Origin of the sequence: Gordonia sp. (in: high G+C Gram-positive bacteria) (genome assembly GCF_049647785.1) — a bacterium.
Classification (GTDB): Bacteria; Actinomycetota; Actinomycetes; order Mycobacteriales; family Mycobacteriaceae; genus Gordonia.
Window position 1 is genome coordinate 1 of record NZ_JBARYI010000017.1, and the last position, 25,442, is coordinate 25,442.

Below are 25,442 nucleotides of genomic sequence, written 5' to 3' on the forward strand. Positions count from 1 at the left end.
AGGTAGGGGCGCAGCCCCGGACGACGGCTGCGGGTCGGGGGGTTACGCGGTGCCGAGGGAGTCGATTGATGTTGCTAGCCATAGGACGACGGCGCCGAGCGCCAGCATGGCGCTGATGTCGAAAGCACGGCTGCGGATCTGCAATAGGCCGATGCGGTGGGCCGGCAGGAAGGCGCGGAACGCCGCGCCCAGCAGCATCGCCGAGCCAAACACAAACGCCCCGCGCCGCCACCGATCGATCAGGATGAGGACGGCCGCAGCAGCGATCACCAGAAGGACCAGGTAGTACGGGATATTGACGAAAACGCCGTAGAGCTGCCGAGCTTTGCGGATGGATTCGACCCGATCCTCATCGACAGGCGTCGACGAGTTCGGGTCGCGGTCCGGTGCGGGGCCGACATGCTCGACCATCAGTTGCCCTGCGACTGTGCCAGTTCGAGTTCGGCGCGCTCAACGACGTTTGCCAGCAGGAAAGCGCGAGTCAGGGGGCCAACGCCGCCCGGGTTCGGCGACACCGCACCGGCTACTTCCCATACGTCCGGGTGCACATCGCCGGTCAGGCCAGCATCCGTGCGGCTCACGCCCACGTCGATGACCGCAGCGCCGGGCTTCACCATGTCGGGCGTGATGAGATGCGGTACACCGGCAGCACCAACCACGATGTCAGCGCGTCGAACCTCGGCGGCGAGGTCGCGGGTGCCGGTGTGGCACAACGTGACGGTCGCGTTTTCGCTGCGGCGTGTCAGCATCAGGCCGATCGGACGCCCAATGGTGACGCCACGTCCGACGACAGTCACGTGTGCGCCGTCGATCGGAATGTCGTAGCGGCGCAGCAGGTGGATAACGCCGCGCGGCGTGCACGGCAAGGTTGCTTCCTTGCCGAGGACCAGGCGTCCCAGGTTGATGGGGTGCAGACCGTCGGCATCCTTCTCGGGTGCGATCCGCTCCAGTGCCGCGTTCTCGTCAAGGTGCTTCGGCAGCGGCAACTGCACGATGTAGCCGGTGCAGGCGGGGTCGGCGTTCAGTTCGTCGATCGCGGCGTTGAGTTGCTCGGTGGTCGCATCGGCAGGCAGGTCCTTGCGGATCGACGCAATGCCCACCTTGGCACAGTCGGAGTGCTTGCCCTTCACGTACGAGCGCGAGCCGGGGTCGTCGCCCACCAGCACGGTACCGAGGCCCGGCGTGATGCCAGCCTCTTTGAGTCGTGCCACTCGGGCAGTGAGATCAACAAAGATCTCGTCGCGGGTAAGTTTGCCGTCCAGTCGAATCGCCGTCACGGTTACCTATTGTTCCACTAGTCCGGACGCCACCGCTTCAGGCCCAGCATTCGAGGCTGAATGCCGACACGCGCTTCACTCCTTCGGGTGATTCTCCGCGCCAGGGACCAGCGCGACGGGCATCACGCGTTAGGTTGGCACCACCCATTGAAAGGGGTCCCCTTTGCGCCGGTCGATCAATCTCATAGTCGCCGCAGCCGCAGCACTGGCCGTGCTGTCCGGATGCTCAAGCGAGCAGTCTTCAACTGCCGAGTCCAGTCCCGCTCGCACGACGGCGATCACGACCGCACCGGAGACTGGTGAAACGACCGCGACCACCGAAACGACTGAGACCGGGGAAACGACCAATACCCCGGAGACCACGGAAACGACGCCAGTCGCACCACCGGTATCGGCCGCGGCGGCGGTCATGCCGAACGTCGTGTGCATGAACCTCCAGGCGGCCCAGGATGCGATTCAGGATGCCGGGGTGTTCTTTTCTCGCAGCGACGACGCGACCGGTCGGGGCCGCAGCCAAGTGCTTGACCGGAACTGGATCGTGGTCAGCCAGACCCCGAGTGCGGGCAGTCCCGTCGGCGAGGCCGAGGCCGTGTTGTCCGCGGTAAAGATCGGTGAACCGAACCCCTGCTAGCCCTGGCAGGTAAGCCCGGCGATTCCGCTACTGCGAATCGCCTAGGCGACGGCCATCTGCGAGCGTGCGACGGCGAGGAATTCCTCGACGGTCACGTAGAAGCCGGTGGCGTCGTCGATCTGGAACCAAACGGTCTGCTTGGGATCGAGGTCGGCCGGATCGGCAGTGTTGTTGTTGATGATTGGACTGTGCTTATTAATGGTCTTCGTACGCATTGTGTATGCCTCCTGGCATGAGTAGGTGGCAGCGACTCGCGTCGCTGCGAAACGTGGTGGGTCTAGGGCTCCGATAATCAGCCCAATGACGGTCTGCGTTGAGGTTCTCATCTAGTCGCCTGCGCCACTCGGCGCGCGACCTAGACCCAGAGGTCCTCAGGAGATCGGCAACTGTACCGGCGGATCGTGAGATGATCGACGCCATCGCGTTGCTGAACAGCTATCATCGCACGGTCGTTCGATCCCGTCAAGGGTTTATGATGCGCGGCCGTCGTGCCGACGCCCAGGCCGACCACTCGAGTGCTCTCGGCGCAGCTATAGGATTACCTGGTGTTTCGGATCATGTACTACGAACCCTGCATCCCACCCAATACCGGAAATGCCATCCGGATCGCGGCCAATACCGGCTGTGAGCTGCACTTGGTTGAGCCGCTTGGTTTCACCATGACCGACACTCAGGTCCGGCGCGCTGGCCTCGACTACCACGAGATGGCGAACGTGACCGTGCATCCAGATCTGCCGACGGCATGGGACAAACTACAGCCCACGAGAGTCTTCGCCTTCTCATCGCACGCGACGCGGTTCTACACCGATGTCTCGTACGAGGCGGGTGACGTCCTTCTCTTTGGCCCCGAGCCCACCGGACTCCCCGATGAGGTGCTCGCCGATTCACATATCACCGATCAACTCCGGATCCCGATGCTGCCCGACCGCCGTTCGATGAATCTGGCGAACGCCACCAGCGTCGCACTGTACGAAGCGTGGCGACAGCACGACTTCAGCGGTGCGGTGTAGTCAGCTGGTCCGACTACCGCGCCACCGCAGCGGAGCCTCCTGGTACTCCTCCGCAGCATGCGCCACCATGCCCACCGTTCTGCCGTACTGAAACACCACCTCGGCAGACCGTGGCGGCAAGCCGATCTCGCTGGTGACAATCGCGCCGGCCAAGTCGATGTTCATGGGCCGCCCGACCCGCTCTTCAATGGCCCGGGCCGCCGCTACAGCCGACGATTCCGGACGATCGGCAATGACTCGATCGACAACGATCCGCGCTCGCGGATCCGAACCCGTATAGATGACGTGCCCGAAACCTGGCACGCCACCTGCCACCACTGCATCCGCGAGCGCCCGGTCGACGTCAACACCCGAAAGCACCGCGTCGAGCAGTCCACGCGCCGACACGGTAACGCCGCCGTGCAACGGCCCCGACAGCGCCGCATATCCGGCAAGCAATACGTCGAGGAGCCCGGCTCTGGCCGACGCGGCAACGCGAGCCGCCGTCGTTGAAGCGGCCAAACCGTTGTCAATCAGGACTGTGGCAAGCACGTCGATCCATGGGTGTGTGAAATCAATTTCGGGGACCGCGGCCGCGAGTTTCGGGAGTAAACTCAGCGTTCGCCCGGCGAGATCAGACAGGTCGGCGCGCAGCGGATCAGCAGCAGCCATCAGCGCCACTGCCAACGGGATTCGCCTTTCGATCGGCAACCCCGCGACGATGTCCCAGTTAACCTCTGGCATCGGCGACGGAACCGTCGTGGCGTCAAGTACATCAGCATCGAGCACAAGACGGGCGGCCCCGTCGAATCCCAGTTCGGCGCACAACTGCTCAAGGTCGCGGCCGCGTAAGAACAGTCGATTGTCACGAATCACCGAAACGCTGCTGGTGACCGCGCGAAACTTCAAGAGGCGATCTCCGGCCCGTCGACCGTCAGCCTTCCCGGCAGCAAGCGAGTCGATCTGGGTCCGATTGAACTGCGACTCCGCCTTCCCCGATATCCGACGCGATTCGAGCACCCCGCGGCTAACGTACGAATACAGCGTCCCGCGCTTGACGCCCAGTCGAGCTGCGGCCTCTGACGTGCCAATCCACTCGTCCATCCATTGATTGAATCAACATTGCAGATGTTGATCAACAGGTGGAGACTCGGTCCATGACCAACGCAACGGAAACGGCCCCCGGCAGCGCACTCATCAGCGTGCCTCGCGGCCTCAAGAATGTGATTGTCACCGATACGACCATCGGCGATGTCCGCGGCGACGAAGGTTTCTACCACTACCGCCAGTACGACGCAACTCAACTTGCCCGGACAGAGAAGTTCGAAGACGTCTGGCATCTGATGATCCACGGGAGCCTCCCCGACCAAGCCCAGTCGACCGCTTTCACTCAGCAGGTCGGCGAACTGCGGGCGCTCGACGCCGCAACGATCGATCTGCTGCGGCGGGCCGTGACTCCCGGCGTTGAGCCCCTCGCCGCCCTACGGTTGGCTCTCGCGTCGGCGGGCATCCTGGAACAGCCACTGTTCGACCTCGACGAAGCGGCACGCACTCGCGCTGCCCTGCGGTATGCGGCGATCGCACCGACGGTGGTCGCAGCGGCTTTCCGACTCGCGCAGGGCCTCGACGTCATTGATGCCGACCCGAGTATGGGACACGTTGCCGACTACCTGCGGATGTCGACGGGCAAAACCGACGAGCAGGCCATCAGTGCTCTGCAGACCTACCTAATCACGACCATCGACCACGGATTCAATGCCTCGACGTTCGCCGGTCGCGTCGTCGCGTCCTCGGGATCAGATATGACGTCGTCGATCCTCGGCGCGCTCGGTGCCTTCCTCGGGCCGTTGCACGGCGGTGCCCCGGGACGTGCTCTCGCCGCCCTCGACGACATCGGAGATCCCGCCAACACCCGCGACTGGGTGCGCGGGAAAATTGAGTCCGGCGACGTCATCATGGGTTTCGGCCACGCCGTCTACCGGACACACGACCCCCGTGCTCAACTTCTCAAAGAGGTCGTCCAAGCCCGCTACGACAGCCCGCTGGTCCAACACGCAGTCGCCGTTGAAGGGGAAATCGAGACCGCTATCAACGAGCTCAAGCCTGGCCGCAAGCTGTACGCGAATGTCGAGTACTACGCGGGCGTCCTGATGAGTGAAGTCGGCTTGCCGCCTGCGATGTTCACCCCCACGTTCGGGGTTGCGCGCATCGTCGGATGGACCGCCAACATCCTGGAGCAGGCGGCCGAGGGAAAGATCATTCGTCCCGTCGCCCGCTACGTGGGTCCGGAGCCCAAACGCGGCGCGTAGCACGCCGGGTTCAGCTCAGCGCGGCTTGTTCGCGTACACGTACTTGTAGTATTCGGCGTCCTTCAGTTTGCTGGCGGCGGCATTGTCGATAACAACGGTGGCGCGCGGATGCCACTGCAGGATCGACGCCGGGCACGATGCCGACAGCGGGCCTTCGACAGCTCTAGCGATCGCGTCAGCTTTGCCCTCACCGGTCGCAACAAGCGCGAGATGCTTTGCGTCGCAGATGGTTCCAAGCCCCTGAGTGATGACGTGCTGGGGCACTTCGTCGAAGCTGTCGAAGAAGCGGGCGTTGTCGTTGCGGGTCTCTGCCGTCAGCGTTTTGATACGGGTACGCGAGGTCAGCGACGACGACGGTTCGTTGAAACCGATGTGCCCGTTGCTGCCGATTCCCAGGATCTGGACGTCAACCGGTCCGATGCCCTTGATCAGGTCGTCGTAGGCATCTGCAGCGGCGATGCTGTCGTCGGTCATCCCGTCGGGCGAATTTACCTCGCCGATATCGACGTGATCGGTGAACTTATCTCGAATAAACCGCGCGTACGATTCCGGGTGCGTGGTTGGCAGGCCCACGTACTCGTCGAGCAGGACCGCATCGACGCCGGCAAACGAGAGACCCTCCTCCCGGTGCCTGCGAATCAGTTCGGTGTAGGTGCGCAGCGGCGACGAGCCGGTTGCTAACCCCAGAACTGATGCACCGCCGCGTACCGCATTGGCAATGATGTCGGCCATCACCTGTTCCGGATGATCCACGATCACGATCTCCATGCGTTCCCTGCTTTCGTTCGTTGCCAAATCCGAACCTGCTCGCGACCTTATCGTGGATCGCACCTACCGATGAGGATGATCAACACCAGTCGCGCGATCGAGTCCCGACCTTCAAATCTAGCTTCTGCAATCGGTCAGCGACGACGGTCACCGCGCCTTCCGCGTTCTGCACGGTGCCGCGGATCAACAGCGCCGACGACGTTTGCGCAAGCTTTCGGTACCGCGACCACAAACCGACCGAGCACACCACATTCACCATGCCGGTCTCGTCCTCAAGATTGACGAACGTGACGCCGGAGGCGGTCGCGGGCCGTTGCCGATGCGTCACCGCGCCACCGACGAGCACCCGCGTCCCGTCTTCGACTGACAACAATCGGTCGGCCGGGACCACGCCCATCGCATCGAGTCGCGGCCGCAAGTATTCCGTCGGGTACGACCGCGGCGAGATCCCCGTCGACAACGCGTCGACGGTCGTCAATTCCACCTCAGACATGCCGGGGAGGACGGGAGCCGAACGCGGGGCTTCGACATCGAGTTGGTCACTGCGGCCAGCGATGACCCCGGTTTCCCACAGCGCTGCGCGACGATCCAACCCTAAACTGGCGAACGCATCGGCGGTGGCCAGCGACTCCAACTGCGAAGTAGTGAGTCCGGCCCGCCGCGACAGGTCCGTGACCGACGTGAATGGCCCATCGGCGCGCGCGCTGATAATTGCCTCTGCGGCTTCGTCGGACAGTCCGCGAATGGCGCCCAACCCAATTCGGATGTCGAGTCCGTTGTTCTCCAGTCCCGCATGCGGCAGGGACCAGTTCACATCGGGCCGATGCACTTGCACGCCGTGTCGGCGGGCATCGGCGACCAACGACTGCGGCGAATAGAACCCCATCGGCTGCGCCCGCAACAGTCCCGCGCAGAAGGCCGCCGGGTAATGCAGCTTGAACCACGCCGAATAGAAGACGAGGGACGCGAAACTCTGCGAATGGCTTTCAGGGAAACCAAAATTGGCGAACGCCGCCATTTTCTCGTAAATGCGGTCCGCGAGCTCGCCGGTGATGCCGTGCGTTTCGCGCATGCCGTCGTAGAACCGTTTCTTGAGGCGCTGCATCTTTTCCGGCGACCGCTTGGACCCCATCGCCCGGCGCAGTTGGTCGGCTTCTCCCGCGGTAAACCCGGCGACATCGCGCGCCACCTGCATCAGTTGCTCCTGAAACAGCGGTATGCCGAGTGTCCTGCCGAGCGCCGCATCCATGGACGGATGGTCGGATTTGGCTTCTTCCAGTCCGTTGCGACGCCGCAGGTACGGGTGCACCGATCCACCCTGAATGGGACCGGGCCGGATCAGCGCCACCTCAACGACGAGATCGTAGAAGTTTTGCGGCTTCAGTCGTGGCAACGTCGCCATCTGCGCCCGCGACTCCACCTGAAAGACACCAACCGAATCGGCCCGGCACAGCATGTCGTAGACGGCTTTCTCCGACAGATCGATCTTCGCCAGGTCGACGTCAACCCCATGGTGCTCGGATACCAGGTCGATCATGTAGTGCAGCGCCGACAGCATGCCCAGGCCAAGCAAGTCGAACTTCACCAACCCGATCACCGCGCAGTCGTCCTTGTCCCACTGCAGCACGCTGCGCCCGGGCATCCGCGCCCATTCCGTCGGGCAGACGTCAGCGATCGGCCGGTCGCAAATCACCATGCCGCCCGAGTGGATTCCCAAATGCCTTGGCAACGAGGAAATCTGGGACGCCAACTCGCGGACATCGGCGGGGGCCGACTCCGGCATCTTGCTCCATGCGTCCTGCTGCCCGCTGGCGTAGCCGAGCGCCCGCGCCATATCCCGGATCGCCGACCGCCCGCGGTAGGTGATCACATTGGCAACCTGTGCACTGTGTTTGCGCCCGTGCTTGGCATAGACGTGCTGGATGGCTTCTTCACGACGATCGGATTCGATGTCGACGTCGATGTCGGGAGGCCCGTCGCGCTCCACCGACAGGAACCGTTCAAACAGCAGGTGGTTGGCAACCGGATCGACGTTGGTGATCCCGAGGGCGAAGCAGACCGCCGAGTTGGCGGCGCTCCCCCGCCCCTGACAGAGGATCCCGTTGCGTTTACAAAAGCTGACGATGTCGTGGACGACGAGGAAGTATCCGGGAAAAGTGAGGGTCTCAATGATGGCGAGCTCATGGTCGATCTGCCGGTAGGCATCGGGCCGTTGCTCGCGGGTCCCAAACCGATCCCGGGCACCGCGCTCGGTGAGTTCGCGGAGCCAACTCGCTTCGGTGTGACCGGCCGGGACGTCGAAGGGCGGCAGGTTTGGGGCAATCAGCCCGAGCGAAAATGTGCACTCGTCGGCGATAGCGACCGCATTGTCGATGGCCTCGCGGTGGGCGGGCATCAATCGGAGCATTTCGTCACCGCTGCGCAGGTGTGCGCCGCCCACGCCGGGAAGCCAACCGTCGATGGTGGCCATGTCGGTGCGCGCCCGCACTGCCGCCATCGCCGTGGCCAGGCGACCGTTCTGTGGCGCAGCAAAGTGTGCGCCGGTAGTCGCGACGGTTGGCACCCGATGCAGCGCAGCCAGGGAGGCCAAGATCGCGGTGCGTTCGTCGTCGTCGGAGCCGGTTCCGGGGCTCAATTCGACGGCGACATTGCTCGCACCAAAGCGGTCGATAAGTTCGCCGAGCGCGGTATCGGCCGCCCTCCGACCACCGCGATCGAGGGCGCGCCGCACCGACCCCTTGCGACAGCCAGTGAGGATTTGCCAATGCCCGGTGGCCGCGTGTTCGGCGATGACGGTGAGGTCGTAGCGCAGTAGCCCCTTCTCTCCACCGCTCATATGGGCATCGGCAATCACCCGGGAGAGCCTGCGGTATCCCTCGTCCCGGCGGGCAAGTACCAGCAGGTGCTCCCCCGGCGGATCGACGGCACCGGCTCGAGCGGCGTCGCGCTGCAGCGACAGCTCGGCACCAAAAACGGTCGGCATGCCAAATTCGCGAGCGGCTTCAGCAAACCGTACGACGCCGTAAAAGCCGTCATGATCGGTCAACGCGAGCCCTCTCAATCCCAGCCGCTGACCTTCTTCGACCATCGATTCAGGCATGGAGGCACCATCGAGGAAGCTATAGGCGCTGTGCGCGTGTAGTTCCGCATACGGGACCGTCGATGAACCAAACTCGATGTCGGCGGCCTGATAGGAGTCACGTTTCCGCGACCAGGCAGGCGAGTCGTTGCCGTCACCCGTTGGTGAAAATGTGGTGCCCGGTCGGTCCGCAGGGCCAGCCGGGCGCCCCGACAGCACCCGTTCCATCTCCGACCAGGTCGGAGGACCGTTGTTCCAACCCACTCTCCAAATATAGAACATCTGTTCGATACCAATCAACCGGCAATCTGCATCGATGCCGTGCCAAATCAGCAATCGTTCCGAGCCAGCCGACCCGGCAAATCCATCATCCCCGCACCCAGTTGTGAGACCCTGGGGCCGTGACGAGTTATTTTGTGACCGGTGGCAGCGGCTTCATCGGCCACCAAGTGGTCCAAAAACTCTTGGCCAGCGACCCAGAGGCCCAGGTTTATGCCTTGGTGCGCACCGGGTCACTGCAACGTTTCTCCGAGGCAATGGACCGTGTTGACGGTAACGACCGCGTCACCACCGTCGTAGGCGAACTCACCTCCGACGGCCTGGGCATCGACGCCGCAACGAACACCGCGCTCGACGCCATCGACCATGTCATCCACCTCGCGGCCCTGTACGACGTGACCGCAACCGAAGAAGCACAACGCGCGGTTAACGTCGAGGGCACTCGCCGCGTCGTGGAGTTCGCACGGTCGCGGGGCGCGATGCTCCATCACATGTCATCGGTCGCGGTCGCCGGCGACTACGACGGCGACTTCACCGAGAACGACTTCGATTTAGGCCAGGGGTTTCCTTCCGGTTGCCATCGCACCAAGTTCGACGCCGAACGCATCGTCCGCGACACCGCAGAACTGAACTGGCGCATCTACCGGCCGTCGGCCGTCGTCGGCGATTCCAGGACCGGCCGCACTAACAAAATTGATGGTCCGTACTACTTCTTCGGACACCTCTCGGCACTCAGTGGGCTTCCGTCATTCCTGCGATTGCCGGTCCCCGACGTTGGTCACCTGAACATGGTGCCGGTTGATTTCGTGGCGGAGGCGATCGTCGCGCTGATCGGCGTGCAACCGGGGCACAGCGGACTGGTGTTTCACCTGGGCGATCCGCAACAGCGCTCCGTCAGCGACCTCTTCAACGCGATCGTCCCCGGCTTCGGCGGCCCCAGCAGTTTTACCGCATTTCCCTCTGCGCTGGTCCGACCCATCTTGTCGATGAGCGGCCTCGGCCCACTGCGCCCGTGCCGCGATCTCGTAGCACTGCAGGCCGGGCTGCCACCGGGGATTCTTGACATCGCCGCACTCCCGGTCACTTTCCGATGCGACACCACCACTGCGACCCTGGCGGGCCTCGGTATCTCAGTGCCCGACCTCGCGGCCTACGGCCCCAAGCTCGCCGAGTATTGGTACCAGCATTTGGATCCGGCACGGCACCGTCGCACAGATACCCGCGGACCCCTCGTCGGCAAACACATCCTGATCACCGGCGCATCCTCTGGCATCGGCCGAGCGACGGCCCGCATGTGCGTGCGCCGCGGTGCCACCGTGTTTCTGGTGGCACGCAATGCCGAACAGTTGGTGGAGACCGCCGCCGAACTCGACGCCGAAGTTCCCGTCCCCGGCCTTCCCATTGGCCGCGCCCACGCCTACCCGGCCGATATCAGTGACGAATCCGCAGTCGCGACACTCGTCAAATCTGTTCTGGCCGAACATGATCACATCGACGTGCTGGTCAATAATGCGGGCCGCTCCATCCGCCGTTCCACCGCCAATGCGGTCGACCGTTCGCATGACTACCACCGCATGATGGCCGTCAACTACTTCGGTGCCGTCTATCTGACCCTGGCGCTGCTGCCACATATGACGGGCAGGCAATCGGGCCACGTGGTGAATGTGTCGTCGATTGAAGTGCAGAGTCGCGCACCCCGATTCGGCGCGTACGCGGCGTCGAAGGCCGCATTGGAGGCGTTCAGCGATGCGACCGGCGCCGAAACGCTCTCCGATCACGTCACCTTCAGCAATGTCCGAATCCCGTTGACTCGCACCAGGATGATCGTTCCGACCAACGCCTACGATGCGGTCCGCGGCATCTGGAGCGTCGACAAGGCCGCACATCGGGTGCTGCGCGCGATCGTCGTTCGCCCCAAGCGGGTCAATACGATGCTCGGTGACCTCATTAGCTTCGGTCATCACGCCGCACCGCGCCTCACCAACCGCCTGCTGCATCAGGAGTTTCTGATCAACGACGAGTCTGACGCCGCGCTCGGCCGCATTAGCTGAGCAGGGATCACCCTGTTCGTGCAACGATCGGGGTATGTCAGCCCCGTCTGCCCGATCACTCACCTCCGTCGACACGCCGTATCTTGTTGTCGACGTTGAACGTTTGGACCGCAACCTGAATTCGATGGCAGCGTGGGCGTCCGAACACGGTGTGGCGTTGCGTCCACACGCCAAAACTCATAAGTGCGCGCAGATCTCGACCCGCCAACTCGGTGCGGGAGCGGTTGGATTGACTGTCGCCACGATTGGCGAAGCGGAAGTTTTCGCCAACATCGGCGTCGACGATCTGTTCATCGCGTACCCGCTGTGGCTTTCCGGGAGCAAAGTTGAGCGGTTGCGAGCACTTTGCGTGCGGGCCACGATAAGCGTTGGGGTCGACTCGGCGGTCGGCGCTCGCCGACTGGCCGAAGCGTTGGCGGGTGTTCCGGTGACAGTACTGGTAGAGGTGGATTCCGGCATGCACCGCACGGGAGTCTCGCCCGCGGAGGTCGTCGCCGTGGCAACTGCGGCGCGCGATGGCGGACTCGACGTGGCAGGCGTGTTCACTTTCCCAGGGCACGGCTATGGCCCGGGAACGGCTCGGTCCGAAGCCGCCTCGCAGGAAGCCCAATCGCTCGCGGAAGCTGCGGAACTGTTGCGGTCACATGACTTTGAGATTCGCGTGGTAAGTGGAGGGTCCACTCCGACAATCCATTTTGCCGATGCTGGCGTCGTCACGGAGCTGCGGCCCGGCGTGTACCCGTTTTATGACGCTCAACAACTCGAACTCGAAAGCTGCACCATTGACGACGTCGCACTGACTGCAGTCGCGACCGTCGTCAGCAAGGCGACAACTCCGGGCGGTAAGGGTGAGCGCATTGTGCTCGACGCCGGTAGCAAGATCCTGGGTGCCGATCGGCCAACTTGGACAACGGGTTTCGGTCGACTCGCCGACTTTCTAGCCGCCCGAATCGTGTCCTTGTCCGAGCATCACGCGGTTGTTGACTTCCCGGCTGACAATAGCGCACCCGAACTGGGCGACCGCGTACGAGTGATCCCCAATCATGTGTGCTCCGCGGTGAACCTGGTTGACGCCCTGTACGCCAGGTGTCCGGTGACGAGCGACTACAAACCTGGCCGGTCATTGCCCGCGGTGCGAACTCGTAATCTGCGCTCATTCGTAGATCCCTTCGACGGTCCACTCCGCGTCGCGGCAGCAGAGGAGAAGGGCTCGCGAATCGGCCAGTAGCACTTGCGCCCGGGCTTTTCCGGGGCCAAACGGCCAGGGCCCAGCCCACCAGCGCAGCGGATAGAACCGACCGCTCATCCGCACCACCGCCGGGTCGGCACTGAAGGCACCGCGAGCATCGAGCGTGACTGGCCGTTCGGTGGCGTCAAAGACTTCGGCCCCGGTCTGCGTCAACAACGACGGTGCCGGTCGTGCCAATCGGTCTGGCCAAGCGGCTTCGGGGTCGCGCGGGGATCGCAGTTCGTCACCGAAAGCCACCAGGGCTACTTGTTCGGTCGGTCCACGACCGCCGCTGCGCACTGGGACTCGAACCGATTCGCCACCGAGGAGTCCTTGGACGCGGACTAATGCGCGGCGGGCCTGATCTCCTAATCCGTCACCAACTTCCCCAGGTAGTCCCTCCCCTGAAAGCGCATGCTGCATCGATCCCGGGTTCACCAGTTCCACCGGTTCTAATGCCAGTCGGGCGATCGGCGAATCGGGCGCATCACCACCTGAAGCCCGGCCGGTCAGCCAGCCTTCCAGTTGCCAACGCACGCGATCGGCAGTCGCTTCGGGGGTTAACGGTTCGGCGCATCGCCAGGTCCGCGAATACTGCTGTCCTCGTTCAGTGAAGGCATGAATGGTCAGTCGAGTGCAGGCCAATGCCGATGCGGACAGTCGTTGATGCAGTTGCTCCGCCAAACGCCGCCCCAGGAAGGCTGCGGCATCGATGCGCTCGACTGGCGGATCGCAGACGTGCTCCACTTCCAGCGCTGAGGCGATGGGTGCCCGTATGGGGCGGCGACCGGGCAGTCCGCGGACCAGTCGATGCGCGGTGATCGCATCGCTAGAAAACCGTGACGCCACATCGGCGGCATCCAACGAGGCAAACGACCCAAGTGTGCGAATCCCCAAGCGCCACAAGAGATTGACAAGATCAATACGGCCAGGCCCGGTTAATGCAGGTTCCACCACGAGATCGGCGATGGGTCTCGGGGCAAGGTAGTCGGCGTCTTGCCCCGGTGGCACTGTCTGCCCAGACCTGGCAGCAAGGACTGCAGTGAAGAGTTCGTCAGCGATCCCCACTCGAGCCTCGACGCCTCCCACCATCAGCGGTTCCAGTGCCGCCCCCGCACGTGATTCGCGTCCCGCGCCCTGCCCCACGGCCGCGACCACATCGGCCAACTGTTCTGCCAACCGGTCTTCTCCCCCGAAGAACCGTGCCGCGCGGTCAGCGGCAATCACCAGCAGTCCGGGCCGGAGCACTTCGGTCATCGGAACGATGCCGGTGACCGCAGCGACGACTGGCTCAAAGACCCTTCCGTCGCGCGCGGGGTCGGCGTCACTCACGATAAGTTCCGGACACAGCGACTGTGCTTGTCGCTTGCGCATGCCGCGACGGACCCCATCAGCCCGCGCAGCATGCGAGCACGCCTGAACCTGCCCCGCGTGCAGCACTGCCACCGGCGCGCTCGGCGGTACGCCGGCAACTGCTGCCGCGGCAGTGGTCGGCCAGTCTGGACACCACAGTGCCAAGATCCGTAGCCCCGACGACGTGACCGATTCCCCGCCAACCATTTTCCCGCCAACCACTTCCCTGCCGACCACTTCCCCGTTCATCCCGCCGGTACTCATTTCGCCGCGCTCAATTCGCTACGGCCAGCCCGCGAGACCGTCCGGAAACCGGATTGGCTGCCCCTGAGGTTTCGGGACCGAATCCGCTTTCCCACTGAGATTCCGGTTTCACCAATCGCATGACCCCTTCCTCGCCCAGTCCGGGGACAACGAGGTCGAAGGTGTCGCTGACTGGCCGCGCACCGGGCGCGGTAATCTGCACGTCCACGCGAAAACCACCGATCCGGCCGTATCCACTTCGCCGCAGCGGGAGGTGACGGTAGCTCTGCACTTCACCACGTACCCGCGTAGCGGTGCCGGACCAATCACCAAGCACCATCAGCGTGGACGACTGCTTCCGCGCCCGCCCACCCAAGACACGTGCTCTGGCTGGCGGTACCGACATCCCGGTGTGCCCGAGTCTGTCCTCAAACCCCAGCACCACCAGGTCGATACCATCGAGCAGCACGGCCGCCACTTCGAGTCGATCGACTCCGGGGTCGGCAATCACCGCGATCCGACTCAGATCCGCTCCCATCTCTACTGCCGAGGCAAGGTTGAGACGAGGCAGCCCCACCAACGCCACTGTGTTTCCGGTTCGACTCGCCTCCGCGATGATCGACATCGGAATCACCGATGCCCCGGACACTGCGGTGACGGCACTGCGCGGCAATCCTCCCTTAGGAAACAGCGACGCTAGCGACTCCGGCACTGCGATGACACCTTGTGATTTAACCCCCGATGCCGTTCCGGCCAAGGCTCCGTTTTCTCCGGAGAGCTTGCTCAACCGCCGCCGCAAGTCCTCCAACTCACCGGCTTTCCGTACCGCGCCCATAGCCCTTCCCCTCGTCGTATCGGACTGTCCGAAGAGGCAGGGAAGATGCCCTTCATCGAACTTTTGTTCGATACTAGAACGGCCCTCTGACAATCGTCAACGAGCCGATAAACACCCACATCAGAGGTGCTTTTTTGCCCCGCAAGCCACATTCAAAACCAACAGAACCACCGGCCACTCAACGCCATGCTTTACCGTTGGATCCATGCAGTCACGCGCGCTTGGATTTGCCGTCATCATTACCGCCGTCACCGCCATCGCCGTGACCGCACTGCCCTGGTTCAACTTGAATAGCTTTGGACTGCAGGCGCATTGGAACGGACTCGGATTGGGCAACATCAGCCACGACGAACTCGACGTTGCCCCCAATGGCCGCGGATGGCTAATTGTGGGCGCATCGGCATTCGCCATCCTGGCCGCATTGGCCGCCTTCCTAACCGCGCCGTCGGCCCGTCCAATCGCTCGGCTAATGGCCGGGATGGCGGCAATTGGCGCCACCGCCGCATCCCTGGTTCCGATCGCCATCATGATCTGGCCGTCGTGGTACTTCGGCAGTTTCCAGCAAGACCTCGGAATGACGAACATCCCGCTCGAAGTCAGCAACGTCATCCTGGTCGCACTCATTGTGATCCTGCTCGTCTTGGCAGTTCTCTGTGCGGCACTCTTCGTCGAACGCACCGAAGACCATCCGATCGGCGAACGCCCCGCCAGGCCCAGCAAAATCTAGCGTCGGGGCATCAACCAGCAGGCAGCGGCTTGGTCTTGACCGGCGACATCGCATAGGCCGTGGCCACCGAGGCCATCGCGCCCGCTGCCAAGATCGACGCCAGCACGATGATTTGAAATCGTCCAGCCTCAACGGGTGAGAGTCCACCGAAGATCGCGCCAACGAAAGCCCCTGGCAACGTCACCAGACCGGTTGTCTTCGCTTGGTCCGTAGCCGGGATCATCGCGTGATGTACCGCCTGCCTCGCCATCGAGACGGTGGCCTGCCGTGGCGTTGCACCGAGCGCCAGCCAGCCCTCCACCTCGCTCCAGCGATCTCTGATCGCCTCATTGAGCCGACGACCAGTCAAGGTCACCGAATTCATGGCGTTTCCAACAATAATTCCGGCCAGCGCCAGCACATACCGCGACGACAGTTCCAACGTGCCCGTGCCAAACACGATGAGCAGCACCGCTCCGACACCGGCACCCATCGCCCCGGCCACCGTCAGCATCACCGACCACCGGCGACGTCCGGCGCCCAACCGTCGCGCCGCAGTTAACACGGCGACCGCGAACATTGCCGCGACCCCGAGTGCCACCAATAATCCGTTCTCGATGACACCGCTCAGAATCAGACTAAGCACGCTCAACTGCACCAGCCCGCGAGCAATTGCCCATAGCGGCGCCCAACGCTGCGGCACTCCATACCACCACAGCACCCCGGTCGACATGACCGCTAACAGCACTACCCCGATGAGCGTGTTCAGCGGCGCGTGCACTTGGGGCATAACCAATGAAAGCACTGACACCGGCACGATCGCCGGTCAGAACAGGGTCAGCGCCGAAGTTGTCGAGAAGTCGTCACGGGGCAGTCGAGCGGCGGGTGCCAGCGTCGGCGGCAAATCCGATACCGCATCGCCCCCGAGTCCATATCGCTCCACCAACGGCCCCATCCGGGAGCGCAACTTCATCGAATACTCCGCGGATACGAAACTTCGCTTGCCATAGAGCGACCGATAACGCCGGACCAGTGCCGGATGCTCAACGCCCAGCCAGTCTAGAAATTCGGTGCCGAGATCCCCGTCGAGCTGCAGTGGCGACACCGACACTCGCGCCGCACCGGCGTCGGCCAGCACAGACAAGAGCTCGGATAGTTGGGATGTGCCGTCGGCCAGCAGCGGGGCCAGCGGAGCAATGCGGACGTGCGGCGCCAAGCCTGCCGATGCCAACCCTTCCACCAAGGCCACCCGGGCCTGCGGCGTTGAGGCCCCCGGCTCAAGCCGCGACGACAACGCGGGATCGAGCGTTGGCACCGCGATCGACACCGTAACTGGCACCGAACGCGCTATTAGCCGCAGCAGTGGAAGGTCGCGGGAAAGAAGCGGAGACGACGTGAACAGTGCAATTGGGGTCTGCGATTCCGCCAGCACTGCCAACACCTGGGGCATCAGCCGATAGCGCTCTTCTACCGGCTGATAGGGATCATCGACGGTGCCAAACGCCACGGTCTCGCGCCGCCAGGACCGCCGATGCACTTCCCGTCGCAGCACGCCGGCCGCATTCATCTTGACTTGAAGCTCCCCACCCAACCGTTGAAGCGTCGAGGTGGCAAAGCTGTACCGGTGGCTCCGATCGCCGGTGACAGACTCGAGCATTGTGCGCGCCAGAATCTCGTGCACCCGAATACCCGGCGCCTCGGGGATCATCACAGATCTCACGAGGTCACCGCACACCAGTTCGGTCAGCGCCGCCATGCCATCTATACGAACATACGTGCGATATCCGAGTCAAGGGATGTCCCCCTCGCCAGATACCATCGACATATGACCCACCCCACCGATGCTCCCGGCCCCTCGTATCTTGTTGCCGGACGCTACCGACTGATCCGCAAAATTGGTCACGGCGGCATGGGCGCGGTCTGGTTGGCCCACGACCAACTGCTCGACCGCGAGGTCGCCGTCAAACAGGTCCTGACCACCACCGGAATGGACGAGTCGGTCGCCGAAACCTCCCGCGCCCGTGCGCTCCGCGAGGGCCGACTCGCCGCCCGCCTATCGCACCGCAATGCCATCTCCATGCACGATGTCGCACTCGACCGCGACGAGCCGTGGCTGGTGATGGAGTACCTGCCGAGCCACAGCGTCGCCGACGTTTTACGCAGCAACGGAACCATTGATCCTATTGAGGCCGCGCAGATTTGCGCGCAGGTCGCCGACGCGATTGCCGAAGCGCACGAGTCCGGCATCATTCACCGAGATATCAAGCCGGCGAACATTCTCATTGCCAATCAGGGTCGCAATGTCGGCCTCGTCAAAATCACCGACTTCGGGATCTCGCGAGCCAAGGGTGATGCCAACATCACGGCAACCGGCATCGTGACCGGAACCCCCGCGTACTTTTCGCCTGAGGTGGCTCGCGGCGAGGAACCCGACGAGTCGTCCGACGTGTACTCACTGGGCGCCACCCTCTTCACCATGGTGGAAGGCCAGCCGCCGTTCGGAAACAACGACAACTACATTGCGACATTGCACCGCGCGGCCAGCGGTCAGATCAATCCGATCACTCGCGCTGGCGCGCTGTCACCGATCCTGCTGTCGCTGTTGGAGCCGAGTGCCGCCAACCGGCCAACCATGGCGCAATCCCGCGACCAACTGGCCGCTTTTGCCGCCAATACTCTTGGCACCACCGACAACGTGCTTACCGGGTTGATCAGCACTGCGCCGGTCTCAGCTGGCGCGGGGACCACGCTGCCACCGGAAACGAGCCGACCGACCACAGCCCGCACTGCTATCTCCGGATCGGGAGCGGCACTACCAAACCAGACGCAGGTCGCGGCCAGCGGTTTCTACGATGCGCGCAGCAATCCCGACTCGTTCCCCGGTTACCCGGCACCACAACCCGGCCAGTACACCCCGCCGCCCACGCCCTACCAGCGGCAATACCAGCAGAAGCAGAGCAGTACCGCTGGCCTCGCTGCGGCCGTGTTCGCCGTCTTTGCGCTTCTGACTGCGATCGCGGCGGGCATCATCATCCTCACGATGTAGCCCCGACGGTTAGCCGATCTGTCGGTTAGCCGATCTGTCGGTTCACCGCCCACCGAGTCAACGCATTGCGATTCGACTGCTGGGTTTTTCGCAGCACATTGGAAGCGTGCGTCTCCACCGTCTTCACGGAGATAAATAGTTCCTCCGCAATCTCTCGGTAGGTGTATCCGCGCGCCAACAGGCGCAGCACTTCCATTTCGCGTCGGGTTAGGGAGTCCAGTTCCGGGTCCAGAGCAGGTTCCGGCACGGGCGATCGGCCGGTAAATGAGTCGAGCACAAACCCGGCGAGGCGTGGACTGAAGACGGCGTCCCCCTCTGCCACTCGCCGCACAGCATCGGCAAGTTCGGCTCCGTCGATGGTCTTCGTAACGTAGCCGCGAGCACCGGCGCGAATGGTGGCGATTACATCAGTCGCCGCATCCGAAACGCTCAATGCGAGAAACACCGGAGCGTCGGAGCCGAGGGCATCGGTGACGCCGCGCAGTACGGCAACGCCCCCGCCGCCGGGCATGTGGACATCAAGTAGCACCACATCGGGTCGCAATTGCGAGATGCGTGCGACGGCCTCAGCCACGGTCCCTGCGTCGCCGACCACTTCCAGGCCAGCAACGCCCGCGAGTTCGACGCGCACGCCGGAGCGGAAGACGCCGTGATCGTCGACCAGAAACACCCGGTAGGTCTTCTCGGGGGTCATGAATCTTCCTTCGTCGGTTGGGAATCGGCTTCGGGGCCCGCTGTCGCGCGGTGCGGTCCGCGCGGGAGTTCAAGCGCGACGTTGGTACCGCGGCCGGGTTTGGCGGTGATCCGCGCCGAGCCACCAACGCGTTCCATGCGCGCCGTGATCGACTTCGAAATGCCCTGTCGGTCATCGTCAACGGCGTCGGGGTCGAAGCCTTTACCTCGGTCGCGGACGAATACTTCGACGCGATCGGCGTCGGTCTCGCAGTACACGTCAATCTTGTCCACGCCGGAATGTTTGGCGGCGTTAACCATCGCTTCGCGGGCAGCGGCCACCAATGCTTGCAGGCCATCGGCGACGGTCTTGTCACGCAATTCTTCCAATGTCACGTCACCGACTGTCACCGTCTCCACTTCCACCCCGTAGGTGTCTTCCACCTCGGCGGAGATCGCGGCGATCGCGGCGGCGAGGGATTCGCGGCGTCGTGCTTCGTCTCCCAGGAGCCACTGACGCAGTTCACGCTCTTGCCGTCGTGCCAGTTGCGCAACGACGTCGGGTTGGTCTGCACGCTTTTGAATCAGCGCCAACGTTTGCAGCACGGAGTCGTGCAGGTGGGAAGCGATGACTTCGCGTTCCTCGTTGCGGATGCGCGCGGCACGTTCGGTGTTGAGGGTTCGCCACATCCGCATCCACAGCGGGATAGTCAGCAGCAGGGTGCCAACGAGGGTGCCGAGCACCGCCAACAGTGTCGGGTTCAAACCCGCAAACGCGGTGTCCGGAGCGGCGACCAAAACCACCAGCCCACCGACGACGAGAAAGGCACCTGCCGCAAGACGCAACCAGGTGACGACGCCGCTGCGGTTTGAAAACCCGGTGACGTCCACTTCGCGCCACACCAGCGCCGCGCCGCCAAGCACCACGATCAACGCCAGCAGCGTCGACGCCGGCGTACTGGCGGCGACAAAGCCATTGAGCAGCAATACCACCACGCCGATCACAAGCAGGCCCTGCGCTTGCCGCCGCTCTCGACGGGATGGTGCCTGCGCGTCGGTGCCGGTCGGGCAGAAGAACCAGAGAAGCGCATAGGCGGCCACCCCGGCACCCGCCAGCGCTGCCAACGCGACAAAAACCACGCGCACGCGGAAAACATCAACGCCGAGATGATCGGCAATGCCGCCGCACACTCCGGCCACGATTTTGCCACCGCTGCGCCTGCGCAAGCGGTCGACGGGTGGCATTTCGACAGTCCTGGTCATTGGTTTGATCGTGTCACGAACACCGCACCGACACATCAGGGAGCATCTCAGGGTTTCACCCGATTTCCTCTGCCACCGCCACGACCATGATGGAACGCATGGACACCAAGACGCTGCTAGACCTCTGGAACACCCGGCCGGTCCGTCCTCGATCCGGCAAGACGTTGGCTGGCGTCTGCACGGGCATCGCCCGCCGCTACCGCATCGATGCCACCCTCGTGAAGATCGCGTTCCTCGTTGCTGCGTTCTTCGGCGGCGCTGGCGTCCTGCTGTACGTCGTCGGACTCATCGCGTTCCCCGCCGACAACGAGACCGCGCCGCGTCCAGTTCGGATGCGGTCTCGTCCGGCGCGCCGCGGACCGCACGGGGTGCCCTGGTACGCCATCGTCATCGGCGTGATCGCGGTGATCTCCATCAGCAACATGGGTTCATCGGCACCGTTTTGGAGCAGTGGCGGACTTCTCGGCCTGGTGCTAATGCTCCTCGGATGGTGGTTGCTCTATCAGCGCACGCCCGTCGCCCCCGCGGGGACCAGCGCGGACCAACTGCATCCCGCAGACGGCTCAGCGCCGCTTGTGCCCACCGCTTCCGCGATGACCAATCCGCTGGTAGAAAGTCCGCTAGTTGCCAATCCGATTGAGGGCGAAGCGATTCCGGCTCCATTCGAGACCCCGGTTGACGTTCCGGCCGCAACTGGGACCGACGGTGTCGACGCGCCGCCGGCGTGGGATCCATTGGGCACCGCGCGCTTTGCATGGGACCTGCCGGAGCCAGCCGCACCGCCGCAACCGCCAGCACCCAAACCCCCGAAGTCACCGTTGACGCCCATTTTCGCCGGACTTGCGGTGATCGTCGCGGCCGGCGGCACCGGCGGTCATCTGGTGGGCCTTGAGTGGTTCACCGTGGGACGAATTGCCGCCCTGGCCTTGGCAGTCCTCGGCGTCGGCATGCTCCTCGACGCAGTACAGCGACGACAGGCCAACACCAGGGCAACCGGCCTGGTGTGGCTGGCCATCATTGCCGGCATTATCGCGGTCGTGGCAACGCTCTCGACGACGGGACGACCCACCTTTGTCAACGATGGGATCGGCGAACGGTCGTACCATCCGCAGGGCGTCGAGCAACTGGCCGACACCTACGAGCTAGGAATTGGCAACACGGTCCTCGACCTGCGTGACGTCGGTCCGCTTGACCGCGACCGCACCGTCACCATCAAGCAGGGCATCGGCGAAGTGAAGGTGACCCTTCCGGACGACGTGCGCGTCAAGACCGACTGCCACACCGTTGTCGGCGATCAAACCTGCCCCGAAGGCATCGTGAACCCCGACGCCAAAACTCCCACGCTGACGGTGAAGGCCAACCTCAACATGGGATCGATGGAGATGAAGAAATGACCGAGTACAACGCAGTCGGAAACAGCGCAGAAGGAAACAACACGGTAGGCGACTCCACCACCGTCGACCGTCATCGTTCTGGGGGGATGGGGTTCGCCGGACTCGCCGCCCTCCTGGTGGCGGCATGGTGCCTGGCGGGCGGGCCTGAGACATCCGAATCGCAGCATCTCCCGTGGATCCTGCTGGCTGTCGGGGTTGCGGTCGGTGTCGGGATGATCGTGAGCGGATTCGCCCGGAAATAGCGGCCGTCAGGTTAGGCCCGCGGTCGAATGAACAGGAAGTACCCGCACGCAAAGAGCAGCACGATCCCCACGTTGACCGCGAGACGCAGCCACAGGTGATCGCGCAAGTAGGCAAAATCGACGCCGACGATCAGTGCGACCATCACCAGTACATAGGCAATGGCGATGAAGTTCTTACTCATCGCGCACCTCTCGTCAGCGTCGGTTCGCCGCTACTCCCACTCGATGGTGCCTGGCGGCTTGCTCGTGACGTCGAGAACTACGCGGTTCACGTCGGGGACCTCATTGGTGATGCGGGTGGAGATCGTCTCGAGGACCTCGTAGGGCACGCGTGTCCAGTCCGCAGTCATGGCGTCTTCGCTCGACACCGGACGCAGCACGATCGGATGTCCGTAGGTACGACCGTCGCCCTGCACGCCGACGCTGCGCACGTCGGCAAGGAGCACGACGGGGCACTGCCAGATTTGGCCGTCGAGGCCCGCGGCGGTGAGTTCCTCGCGAGCGATCAAGTCGGCTTTGCGAAGCAGGTCCAGACGGTCCTTGGTGACGCTGCCGACGATGCGGATCGCCAGGCCCGGGCCTGGGAAGGGTTGGCGCGCAACGATTTCCTCGGGGAGACCTAGTTCTCGACCGACGGCCCGGACCTCGTCCTTGAACAGGAGTCGGAGTGGTTCGACGAGCTTGAACTCGAGGTCTTCGGGCAGTCCGCCAACGTTGTGGTGGCTCTTGATGTTCGACGTGCCACTGCCGCCGCCGGATTCGACGACGTCCGGGTAAAGGGTGCCCTGAACGAGGAATTCAACCTTCTTGCCTGCGGCGGCTTGATCGCCAAGGACCTCGGAGACAGCGCCTTCAAAGGACCGGATGAACTCGCGGCCGATGATCTTGCGCTTGGTTTCCGGGTCGGAGACGCCGTCGAGGAAGCCGAGGAACGTCTCTTGCGCGTCGACGGTCACCAGGCGTGCACCGGTCGCGGCGACGAAGTCCGTCTGGACTTGCTCGCGTTCGCCAGCGCGCAGCAGTCCGTGATCGACGAAAACACAGGTCAGTCGGTCGCCAATCGCGCGTTGAACGAGGGCTGCCGCAACGGCGGAATCGACACCGCCCGACAGGCCACAAATCGCCAGCCCATCGTCGCCGACCTGCTCGCGAACGTCGGCGATCAGCGATTCGGCGATGTTAGCGGCAGTCCATGTCGGCTTGAGGCCTGCGACGTCGTACAGGAAACGCGTCAGCACTTCCTGCCCGTGCGGGCTGTGCATCACCTCGGGGTGGTACTGCACACCCGCCATCCGACGCTCAACGTTCTCGAAAGCCGCGACGGGCGCACCGGGCGTCGAAGCGGTCACTGCGAACCCTTCGGGAGCCACCTGCACGGCGTCGTTGTGACTCATCCAGACGGGGTGGGTTTCCGACAGGTCCCGGTGCAGTTTGCCTGCCTCGTCGCTGATGGTCAGCATGGTTCGACCGAACTCGCGACCACCGGTATTGGCGACGGTTCCGCCGAGCGCGGCGGTCATTTTCTGGAAGCCATAGCAGATGCCAAACACTGGAATACCCAGTTCAAAGAAGGCATCGTCGATGGTCGGCGCGTCGTCGGCGTACACCGACGACGGTCCGCCCGACAGGATGAGGGCTGCTGGGTTCTTGGCCTTGACCTCTTCGATCGTCGCATCGTGCGCGATCACCTCGGAGTAGATGCGGGCCTCGCGCACGCGCCGAGCAATCAACTGCGCGTACTGGGCACCAAAGTCGACAACGAGTACGGGACGCGGGTGGTCCGCGGAAGAATTCGTCACCGGATAAGTGTATCGGTAACGGTGCACAACGGTTATCGCTGGTCAGCCTCCCACGACCACCGTTTCTGTCGTACCCGACCGATACGGTGCCACCATGATGACCTCCTCGGACCCGTCACACGCTGGTCGACGCTCGGACAGTTCCCGCTCGTCCTCTCATTCGCGTCGCATTCACGGCCTCACGCCCGGGATGCTGTGCATCCTTCATCTGGAGACTCTCGACGTTCCGGTCACGGCGGCCGAGCGGGCCTTCTTACTCGGTAATAGCCCCGAGGCGATCATCGAGTCGGCAGATATCAGTGGCGATCAGGGCCAAGCGTGGAGCAGAAGTGCGCTGGAGGCTCGCGATTCCGATCCCGAAACCGCAACGGTGAATCTGAGCGAAGCCCGAGCCTGGTCACGCGACGCGAGCCAAGCGGCCGAGGCCCTTGCCTTCGTGAACAACTCGCAAGCTGCCGCGGTTACTTTCACCTTCGACCCTGAACTCGACGAGATTCGCCGTCAGGAAAGCGCGTGGCTTCGCGTGCACGCCGCATGCGAGGCCAAGTGGAATGAAACCGAAAACTGCCCCGTCCACGGTCCAGAAATTCGTGCGGGCATCGAACGGCAACGCCAGGCGACATTCGCGCTCCGCGAGGCACTGGATGCGGCGATGAGGGCGGCAAAGGATCGAAGATCGAAAGGCAATGCTTGATCTACGGTCACAACCGAATTGTCAGACCCTCGCGATAGTGTTCAGACAGACAAACGAACACAGAGTGAATTAGCTCACTTTGATAGTTCACGACCAGCACGCGAGGAGGTGACCCCGATGGCCGCAAACCAAGCAGTTGCGCTGCCCGACGATCCGGCCGAGCTCGCCGCACTTAGCGAGGCGGTGATCGCCAAGCTCGCCACCGCGGCGTTTACCGCCTCCACCGAGGGCCAGCTCCTCGAAACCGCCGAGATCCTCGAGCGGGCCAACCGCCGCTTCGACGGCGCCACCTCGGCTTTGCTGGCCGAGATCTCCGACCGCAGCGCCTACCGCAAGGCCGGGTTCCTGTCCTTGCATGCTTATCTTGCTGGGGGTTTGCGTCTCGGGGATGGGGAGGCCAAGCGCCGCCGGATCACCGGCGCAGGCATCGCCCGCCTGGCCAATTTGCAGGGTGAGACTCTGCCGCCGGTGTTTCCGGCCACCGCCCAGGCGGTCGCCGACGGCGCTATCAGTGCCGACCATGTGGTCGAGATTGATGCGGTGATGCGGAAAATCCCGGCCGCGGCCGACCGGGCTACTCGAGC

Annotated in this window: 26 protein-coding genes; 11 read left to right on the plus strand and 15 right to left on the minus strand. The window is 63.7% G+C overall.

The annotated features are described in order from the left end of the window. Nucleotides 1–42: 42 nt before the first annotated feature. The 3 genes from WBA38_RS02010 to WBA38_RS02020 form a co-directional block, all read right to left on the minus strand. Nucleotides 43–411, minus strand: a complete 369-nt coding sequence (locus WBA38_RS02010; RefSeq protein ID WP_424294194.1) for a DUF3017 domain-containing protein — start codon at nucleotides 409–411, stop codon at nucleotides 43–45. After that, nucleotides 411–1,277 carry a bifunctional methylenetetrahydrofolate dehydrogenase/methenyltetrahydrofolate cyclohydrolase gene (locus tag WBA38_RS02015; protein WP_424294195.1) on the minus strand — a complete coding sequence of 289 codons (867 nt, stop codon included), beginning with the start codon at nucleotides 1,275–1,277 and terminating at the stop codon, nucleotides 411–413. The genes WBA38_RS02010 and WBA38_RS02015 overlap by 1 nt, the downstream gene beginning before the upstream one ends. 129 nt (nucleotides 1,278–1,406) lie before the next feature. After that, a complete protein-coding gene (locus WBA38_RS02020; RefSeq protein ID WP_424294196.1) occupies nucleotides 1,407–1,706 on the minus strand; it encodes a hypothetical protein in 300 nt (99 codons plus the stop codon). Between WBA38_RS02020 and WBA38_RS02025 the strand changes: the two genes are divergently transcribed. Next, on the plus strand, nucleotides 1,705–1,908 hold the full coding sequence (locus tag WBA38_RS02025; protein WP_424294197.1) for a calcium-binding protein: 204 nt from the start codon (nucleotides 1,705–1,707) through the stop codon (nucleotides 1,906–1,908). The genes WBA38_RS02020 and WBA38_RS02025 overlap by 2 nt on opposite strands. A gap of 41 nt (nucleotides 1,909–1,949) precedes the next feature. On the opposite strand, the gene WBA38_RS02030 is transcribed toward WBA38_RS02025, so the two are convergent. Then, nucleotides 1,950–2,123, minus strand: a complete 174-nt coding sequence (locus WBA38_RS02030) for a hypothetical protein (protein ID WP_424294198.1) — start codon at nucleotides 2,121–2,123, stop codon at nucleotides 1,950–1,952. A 330-nt stretch (nucleotides 2,124–2,453) separates the two neighbouring features. Between WBA38_RS02030 and WBA38_RS02035 the strand changes: the two genes are divergently transcribed. Next, nucleotides 2,454–2,918: a tRNA (cytidine(34)-2'-O)-methyltransferase gene (locus WBA38_RS02035; protein WP_424321930.1), complete on the plus strand. Its 465-nt coding sequence runs from the start codon at nucleotides 2,454–2,456 to the stop codon at nucleotides 2,916–2,918. Here WBA38_RS02035 and WBA38_RS02040 read toward each other — a convergent pair whose 3' ends face one another. Continuing rightward, a complete protein-coding gene (locus WBA38_RS02040; protein ID WP_424321931.1) occupies nucleotides 2,919–4,001 on the minus strand; it encodes a citrate synthase in 1,083 nt (360 codons plus the stop codon). Between the two features lie 53 nt (nucleotides 4,002–4,054). Here WBA38_RS02040 and WBA38_RS02045 point away from each other — a divergent pair, with 53 nt between their 5' ends. Next, nucleotides 4,055–5,206: a citrate/2-methylcitrate synthase gene (locus WBA38_RS02045; protein ID WP_424294201.1), complete on the plus strand. Its 1,152-nt coding sequence runs from the start codon at nucleotides 4,055–4,057 to the stop codon at nucleotides 5,204–5,206. 15 nt (nucleotides 5,207–5,221) lie between these two features. Here WBA38_RS02045 and nagB read toward each other — a convergent pair whose 3' ends face one another. Next, the gene (gene nagB, locus WBA38_RS02050) at nucleotides 5,222–5,974 is read right to left on the minus strand and encodes a glucosamine-6-phosphate deaminase (RefSeq protein WP_424294202.1); all 753 of its coding nucleotides are present in this window, start codon (nucleotides 5,972–5,974) and stop codon (nucleotides 5,222–5,224) included. A gap of 79 nt (nucleotides 5,975–6,053) precedes the next feature. Then, a complete protein-coding gene (locus WBA38_RS02055; RefSeq protein WP_424321932.1) occupies nucleotides 6,054–9,317 on the minus strand; it encodes an error-prone DNA polymerase in 3,264 nt (1,087 codons plus the stop codon). A 137-nt stretch (nucleotides 9,318–9,454) separates the two neighbouring features. Between WBA38_RS02055 and WBA38_RS02060 the strand changes: the two genes are divergently transcribed. Beyond that, nucleotides 9,455–11,383: an SDR family oxidoreductase gene (locus tag WBA38_RS02060; protein WP_424294999.1), complete on the plus strand. Its 1,929-nt coding sequence runs from the start codon at nucleotides 9,455–9,457 to the stop codon at nucleotides 11,381–11,383. Between the two features lie 34 nt (nucleotides 11,384–11,417). Continuing rightward, nucleotides 11,418–12,611: an alanine racemase gene (locus WBA38_RS02065; protein WP_424321933.1), complete on the plus strand. Its 1,194-nt coding sequence runs from the start codon at nucleotides 11,418–11,420 to the stop codon at nucleotides 12,609–12,611. Here WBA38_RS02065 and WBA38_RS02070 read toward each other — a convergent pair. Together WBA38_RS02070 and WBA38_RS02075 are read right to left on the minus strand one after the other, a co-directional pair. Next, on the minus strand, nucleotides 12,537–14,171 hold the full coding sequence (locus WBA38_RS02070) for a DNA polymerase Y family protein (RefSeq protein WP_424295012.1): 1,635 nt from the start codon (nucleotides 14,169–14,171) through the stop codon (nucleotides 12,537–12,539). The two genes, WBA38_RS02065 and WBA38_RS02070, sit on opposite strands and share 75 nt — an antisense overlap. A 67-nt stretch (nucleotides 14,172–14,238) precedes the next feature. Continuing rightward, nucleotides 14,239–15,042, minus strand: a complete 804-nt coding sequence (locus tag WBA38_RS02075; protein ID WP_424321934.1) for a hypothetical protein — start codon at nucleotides 15,040–15,042, stop codon at nucleotides 14,239–14,241. A 205-nt stretch (nucleotides 15,043–15,247) separates the two neighbouring features. Here WBA38_RS02075 and WBA38_RS02080 point away from each other — a divergent pair, with 205 nt between their 5' ends. Further along, nucleotides 15,248–15,769 (plus strand): hypothetical protein, encoded by a 522-nt coding sequence (locus tag WBA38_RS02080; protein ID WP_424321935.1) that lies wholly within the window; start codon nucleotides 15,248–15,250, stop codon nucleotides 15,767–15,769. 10 nt (nucleotides 15,770–15,779) lie between these two features. Here the strand turns inward: WBA38_RS02080 and WBA38_RS02085 are convergent, their stop codons facing one another. Continuing rightward, nucleotides 15,780–16,538, minus strand: coding sequence for an ABC transporter permease (locus WBA38_RS02085; protein WP_424295005.1), 759 nt, complete (start codon nucleotides 16,536–16,538; stop codon nucleotides 15,780–15,782). A 36-nt stretch (nucleotides 16,539–16,574) separates the two neighbouring features. Then, entirely contained in the window at nucleotides 16,575–17,504 is a 930-nt protein-coding gene (locus WBA38_RS02090) for a sam dependent methyltransferase (protein ID WP_424295006.1), read from the minus strand. A gap of 69 nt (nucleotides 17,505–17,573) precedes the next feature. Here WBA38_RS02090 and WBA38_RS02095 point away from each other — a divergent pair, with 69 nt between their 5' ends. Beyond that, the gene (locus WBA38_RS02095) at nucleotides 17,574–18,794 is read left to right on the plus strand and encodes a serine/threonine-protein kinase (protein ID WP_424295007.1); all 1,221 of its coding nucleotides are present in this window, start codon (nucleotides 17,574–17,576) and stop codon (nucleotides 18,792–18,794) included. Nucleotides 18,795–18,819: 25 nt separating this feature from the next. On the opposite strand, the gene WBA38_RS02100 is transcribed toward WBA38_RS02095, so the two are convergent. Continuing rightward, nucleotides 18,820–19,488: a response regulator gene (locus WBA38_RS02100; protein ID WP_424295008.1), complete on the minus strand. Its 669-nt coding sequence runs from the start codon at nucleotides 19,486–19,488 to the stop codon at nucleotides 18,820–18,822. Then, nucleotides 19,485–20,729, minus strand: coding sequence for a PspC domain-containing protein (locus tag WBA38_RS02105; protein ID WP_424321936.1), 1,245 nt, complete (start codon nucleotides 20,727–20,729; stop codon nucleotides 19,485–19,487). Before WBA38_RS02105 ends, WBA38_RS02100 begins: the two co-directional genes overlap by 4 nt. Nucleotides 20,730–20,827: 98 nt before the next feature. Between WBA38_RS02105 and WBA38_RS02110 the strand changes: the two genes are divergently transcribed. Both WBA38_RS02110 and WBA38_RS02115 read left to right on the plus strand, forming a co-directional pair. Further along, entirely contained in the window at nucleotides 20,828–22,123 is a 1,296-nt protein-coding gene (locus WBA38_RS02110) for a PspC domain-containing protein (protein ID WP_424321937.1), read from the plus strand. Then, the gene (locus WBA38_RS02115; RefSeq protein ID WP_424293328.1) at nucleotides 22,120–22,365 is read left to right on the plus strand and encodes a hypothetical protein; all 246 of its coding nucleotides are present in this window, start codon (nucleotides 22,120–22,122) and stop codon (nucleotides 22,363–22,365) included. The genes WBA38_RS02110 and WBA38_RS02115 overlap by 4 nt, the downstream gene beginning before the upstream one ends. An 11-nt stretch (nucleotides 22,366–22,376) precedes the next feature. Here WBA38_RS02115 and WBA38_RS02120 read toward each other — a convergent pair whose 3' ends face one another. Together WBA38_RS02120 and guaA are read right to left on the minus strand one after the other, a co-directional pair. Continuing rightward, complete coding sequence (locus WBA38_RS02120) at nucleotides 22,377–22,547, minus strand: hypothetical protein (RefSeq protein WP_424293329.1); 171 nt, start codon at nucleotides 22,545–22,547, stop codon at nucleotides 22,377–22,379. A 30-nt stretch (nucleotides 22,548–22,577) separates the two neighbouring features. Continuing rightward, nucleotides 22,578–24,164 carry a glutamine-hydrolyzing GMP synthase gene (guaA, locus tag WBA38_RS02125; RefSeq protein WP_424293330.1) on the minus strand — a complete coding sequence of 529 codons (1,587 nt, stop codon included), beginning with the start codon at nucleotides 24,162–24,164 and terminating at the stop codon, nucleotides 22,578–22,580. Nucleotides 24,165–24,258: 94 nt separating this feature from the next. On the opposite strand from guaA, the gene WBA38_RS02130 reads away from it, so the two are divergent. Both WBA38_RS02130 and WBA38_RS02135 read left to right on the plus strand, forming a co-directional pair. Then, nucleotides 24,259–24,858 carry a hypothetical protein gene (locus tag WBA38_RS02130; RefSeq protein ID WP_424293331.1) on the plus strand — a complete coding sequence of 200 codons (600 nt, stop codon included), beginning with the start codon at nucleotides 24,259–24,261 and terminating at the stop codon, nucleotides 24,856–24,858. A gap of 117 nt (nucleotides 24,859–24,975) precedes the next feature. Further along, nucleotides 24,976–25,442, plus strand: a 467-nt coding sequence (locus tag WBA38_RS02135; RefSeq protein ID WP_424321938.1) for a DUF222 domain-containing protein, incomplete at its 3' end; no start/stop codon positions are given.

Coding starts and splice junctions, on each gene's coding strand:
- WBA38_RS02010 (WP_424294194.1), bottom strand. CDS start 411: ATGGTCGAGCATGTCGGCCCCGCACCGGACCGCGACCCGAACTCGTCG.
- WBA38_RS02025 (WP_424294197.1), top strand. CDS start 1,705: ATGAACCTCCAGGCGGCCCAGGATGCGATTCAGGATGCCGGGGTGTTC.
- WBA38_RS02020 (WP_424294196.1), bottom strand. CDS start 1,706: ATGCACACGACGTTCGGCATGACCGCCGCCGCGGCCGATACCGGTGGT.
- WBA38_RS02030 (WP_424294198.1), bottom strand. CDS start 2,123: ATGCGTACGAAGACCATTAATAAGCACAGTCCAATCATCAACAACAAC.
- WBA38_RS02040 (WP_424321931.1), bottom strand. CDS start 4,001: ATGGACGAGTGGATTGGCACGTCAGAGGCCGCAGCTCGACTGGGCGTC.
- WBA38_RS02045 (WP_424294201.1), top strand. CDS start 4,055: ATGACCAACGCAACGGAAACGGCCCCCGGCAGCGCACTCATCAGCGTG.
- nagB (WP_424294202.1), bottom strand. CDS start 5,974: ATGGAGATCGTGATCGTGGATCATCCGGAACAGGTGATGGCCGACATC.
- WBA38_RS02065 (WP_424321933.1), top strand. CDS start 11,418: ATGTCAGCCCCGTCTGCCCGATCACTCACCTCCGTCGACACGCCGTAT.
- WBA38_RS02070 (WP_424295012.1), bottom strand. CDS start 14,171: ATGGTTGGCGGGGAATCGGTCACGTCGTCGGGGCTACGGATCTTGGCA.
- WBA38_RS02075 (WP_424321934.1), bottom strand. CDS start 15,042: ATGGGCGCGGTACGGAAAGCCGGTGAGTTGGAGGACTTGCGGCGGCGG.
- WBA38_RS02080 (WP_424321935.1), top strand. CDS start 15,248: ATGCAGTCACGCGCGCTTGGATTTGCCGTCATCATTACCGCCGTCACC.
- WBA38_RS02085 (WP_424295005.1), bottom strand. CDS start 16,538: ATGCCCCAAGTGCACGCGCCGCTGAACACGCTCATCGGGGTAGTGCTG.
- WBA38_RS02090 (WP_424295006.1), bottom strand. CDS start 17,504: ATGGCGGCGCTGACCGAACTGGTGTGCGGTGACCTCGTGAGATCTGTG.
- WBA38_RS02095 (WP_424295007.1), top strand. CDS start 17,574: ATGACCCACCCCACCGATGCTCCCGGCCCCTCGTATCTTGTTGCCGGA.
- WBA38_RS02100 (WP_424295008.1), bottom strand. CDS start 19,488: ATGACCCCCGAGAAGACCTACCGGGTGTTTCTGGTCGACGATCACGGC.
- WBA38_RS02105 (WP_424321936.1), bottom strand. CDS start 20,729: ATGACCAGGACTGTCGAAATGCCACCCGTCGACCGCTTGCGCAGGCGC.
- WBA38_RS02110 (WP_424321937.1), top strand. CDS start 20,828: ATGGACACCAAGACGCTGCTAGACCTCTGGAACACCCGGCCGGTCCGT.
- WBA38_RS02115 (WP_424293328.1), top strand. CDS start 22,120: ATGACCGAGTACAACGCAGTCGGAAACAGCGCAGAAGGAAACAACACG.
- WBA38_RS02120 (WP_424293329.1), bottom strand. CDS start 22,547: ATGAGTAAGAACTTCATCGCCATTGCCTATGTACTGGTGATGGTCGCA.
- WBA38_RS02130 (WP_424293331.1), top strand. CDS start 24,259: ATGATGACCTCCTCGGACCCGTCACACGCTGGTCGACGCTCGGACAGT.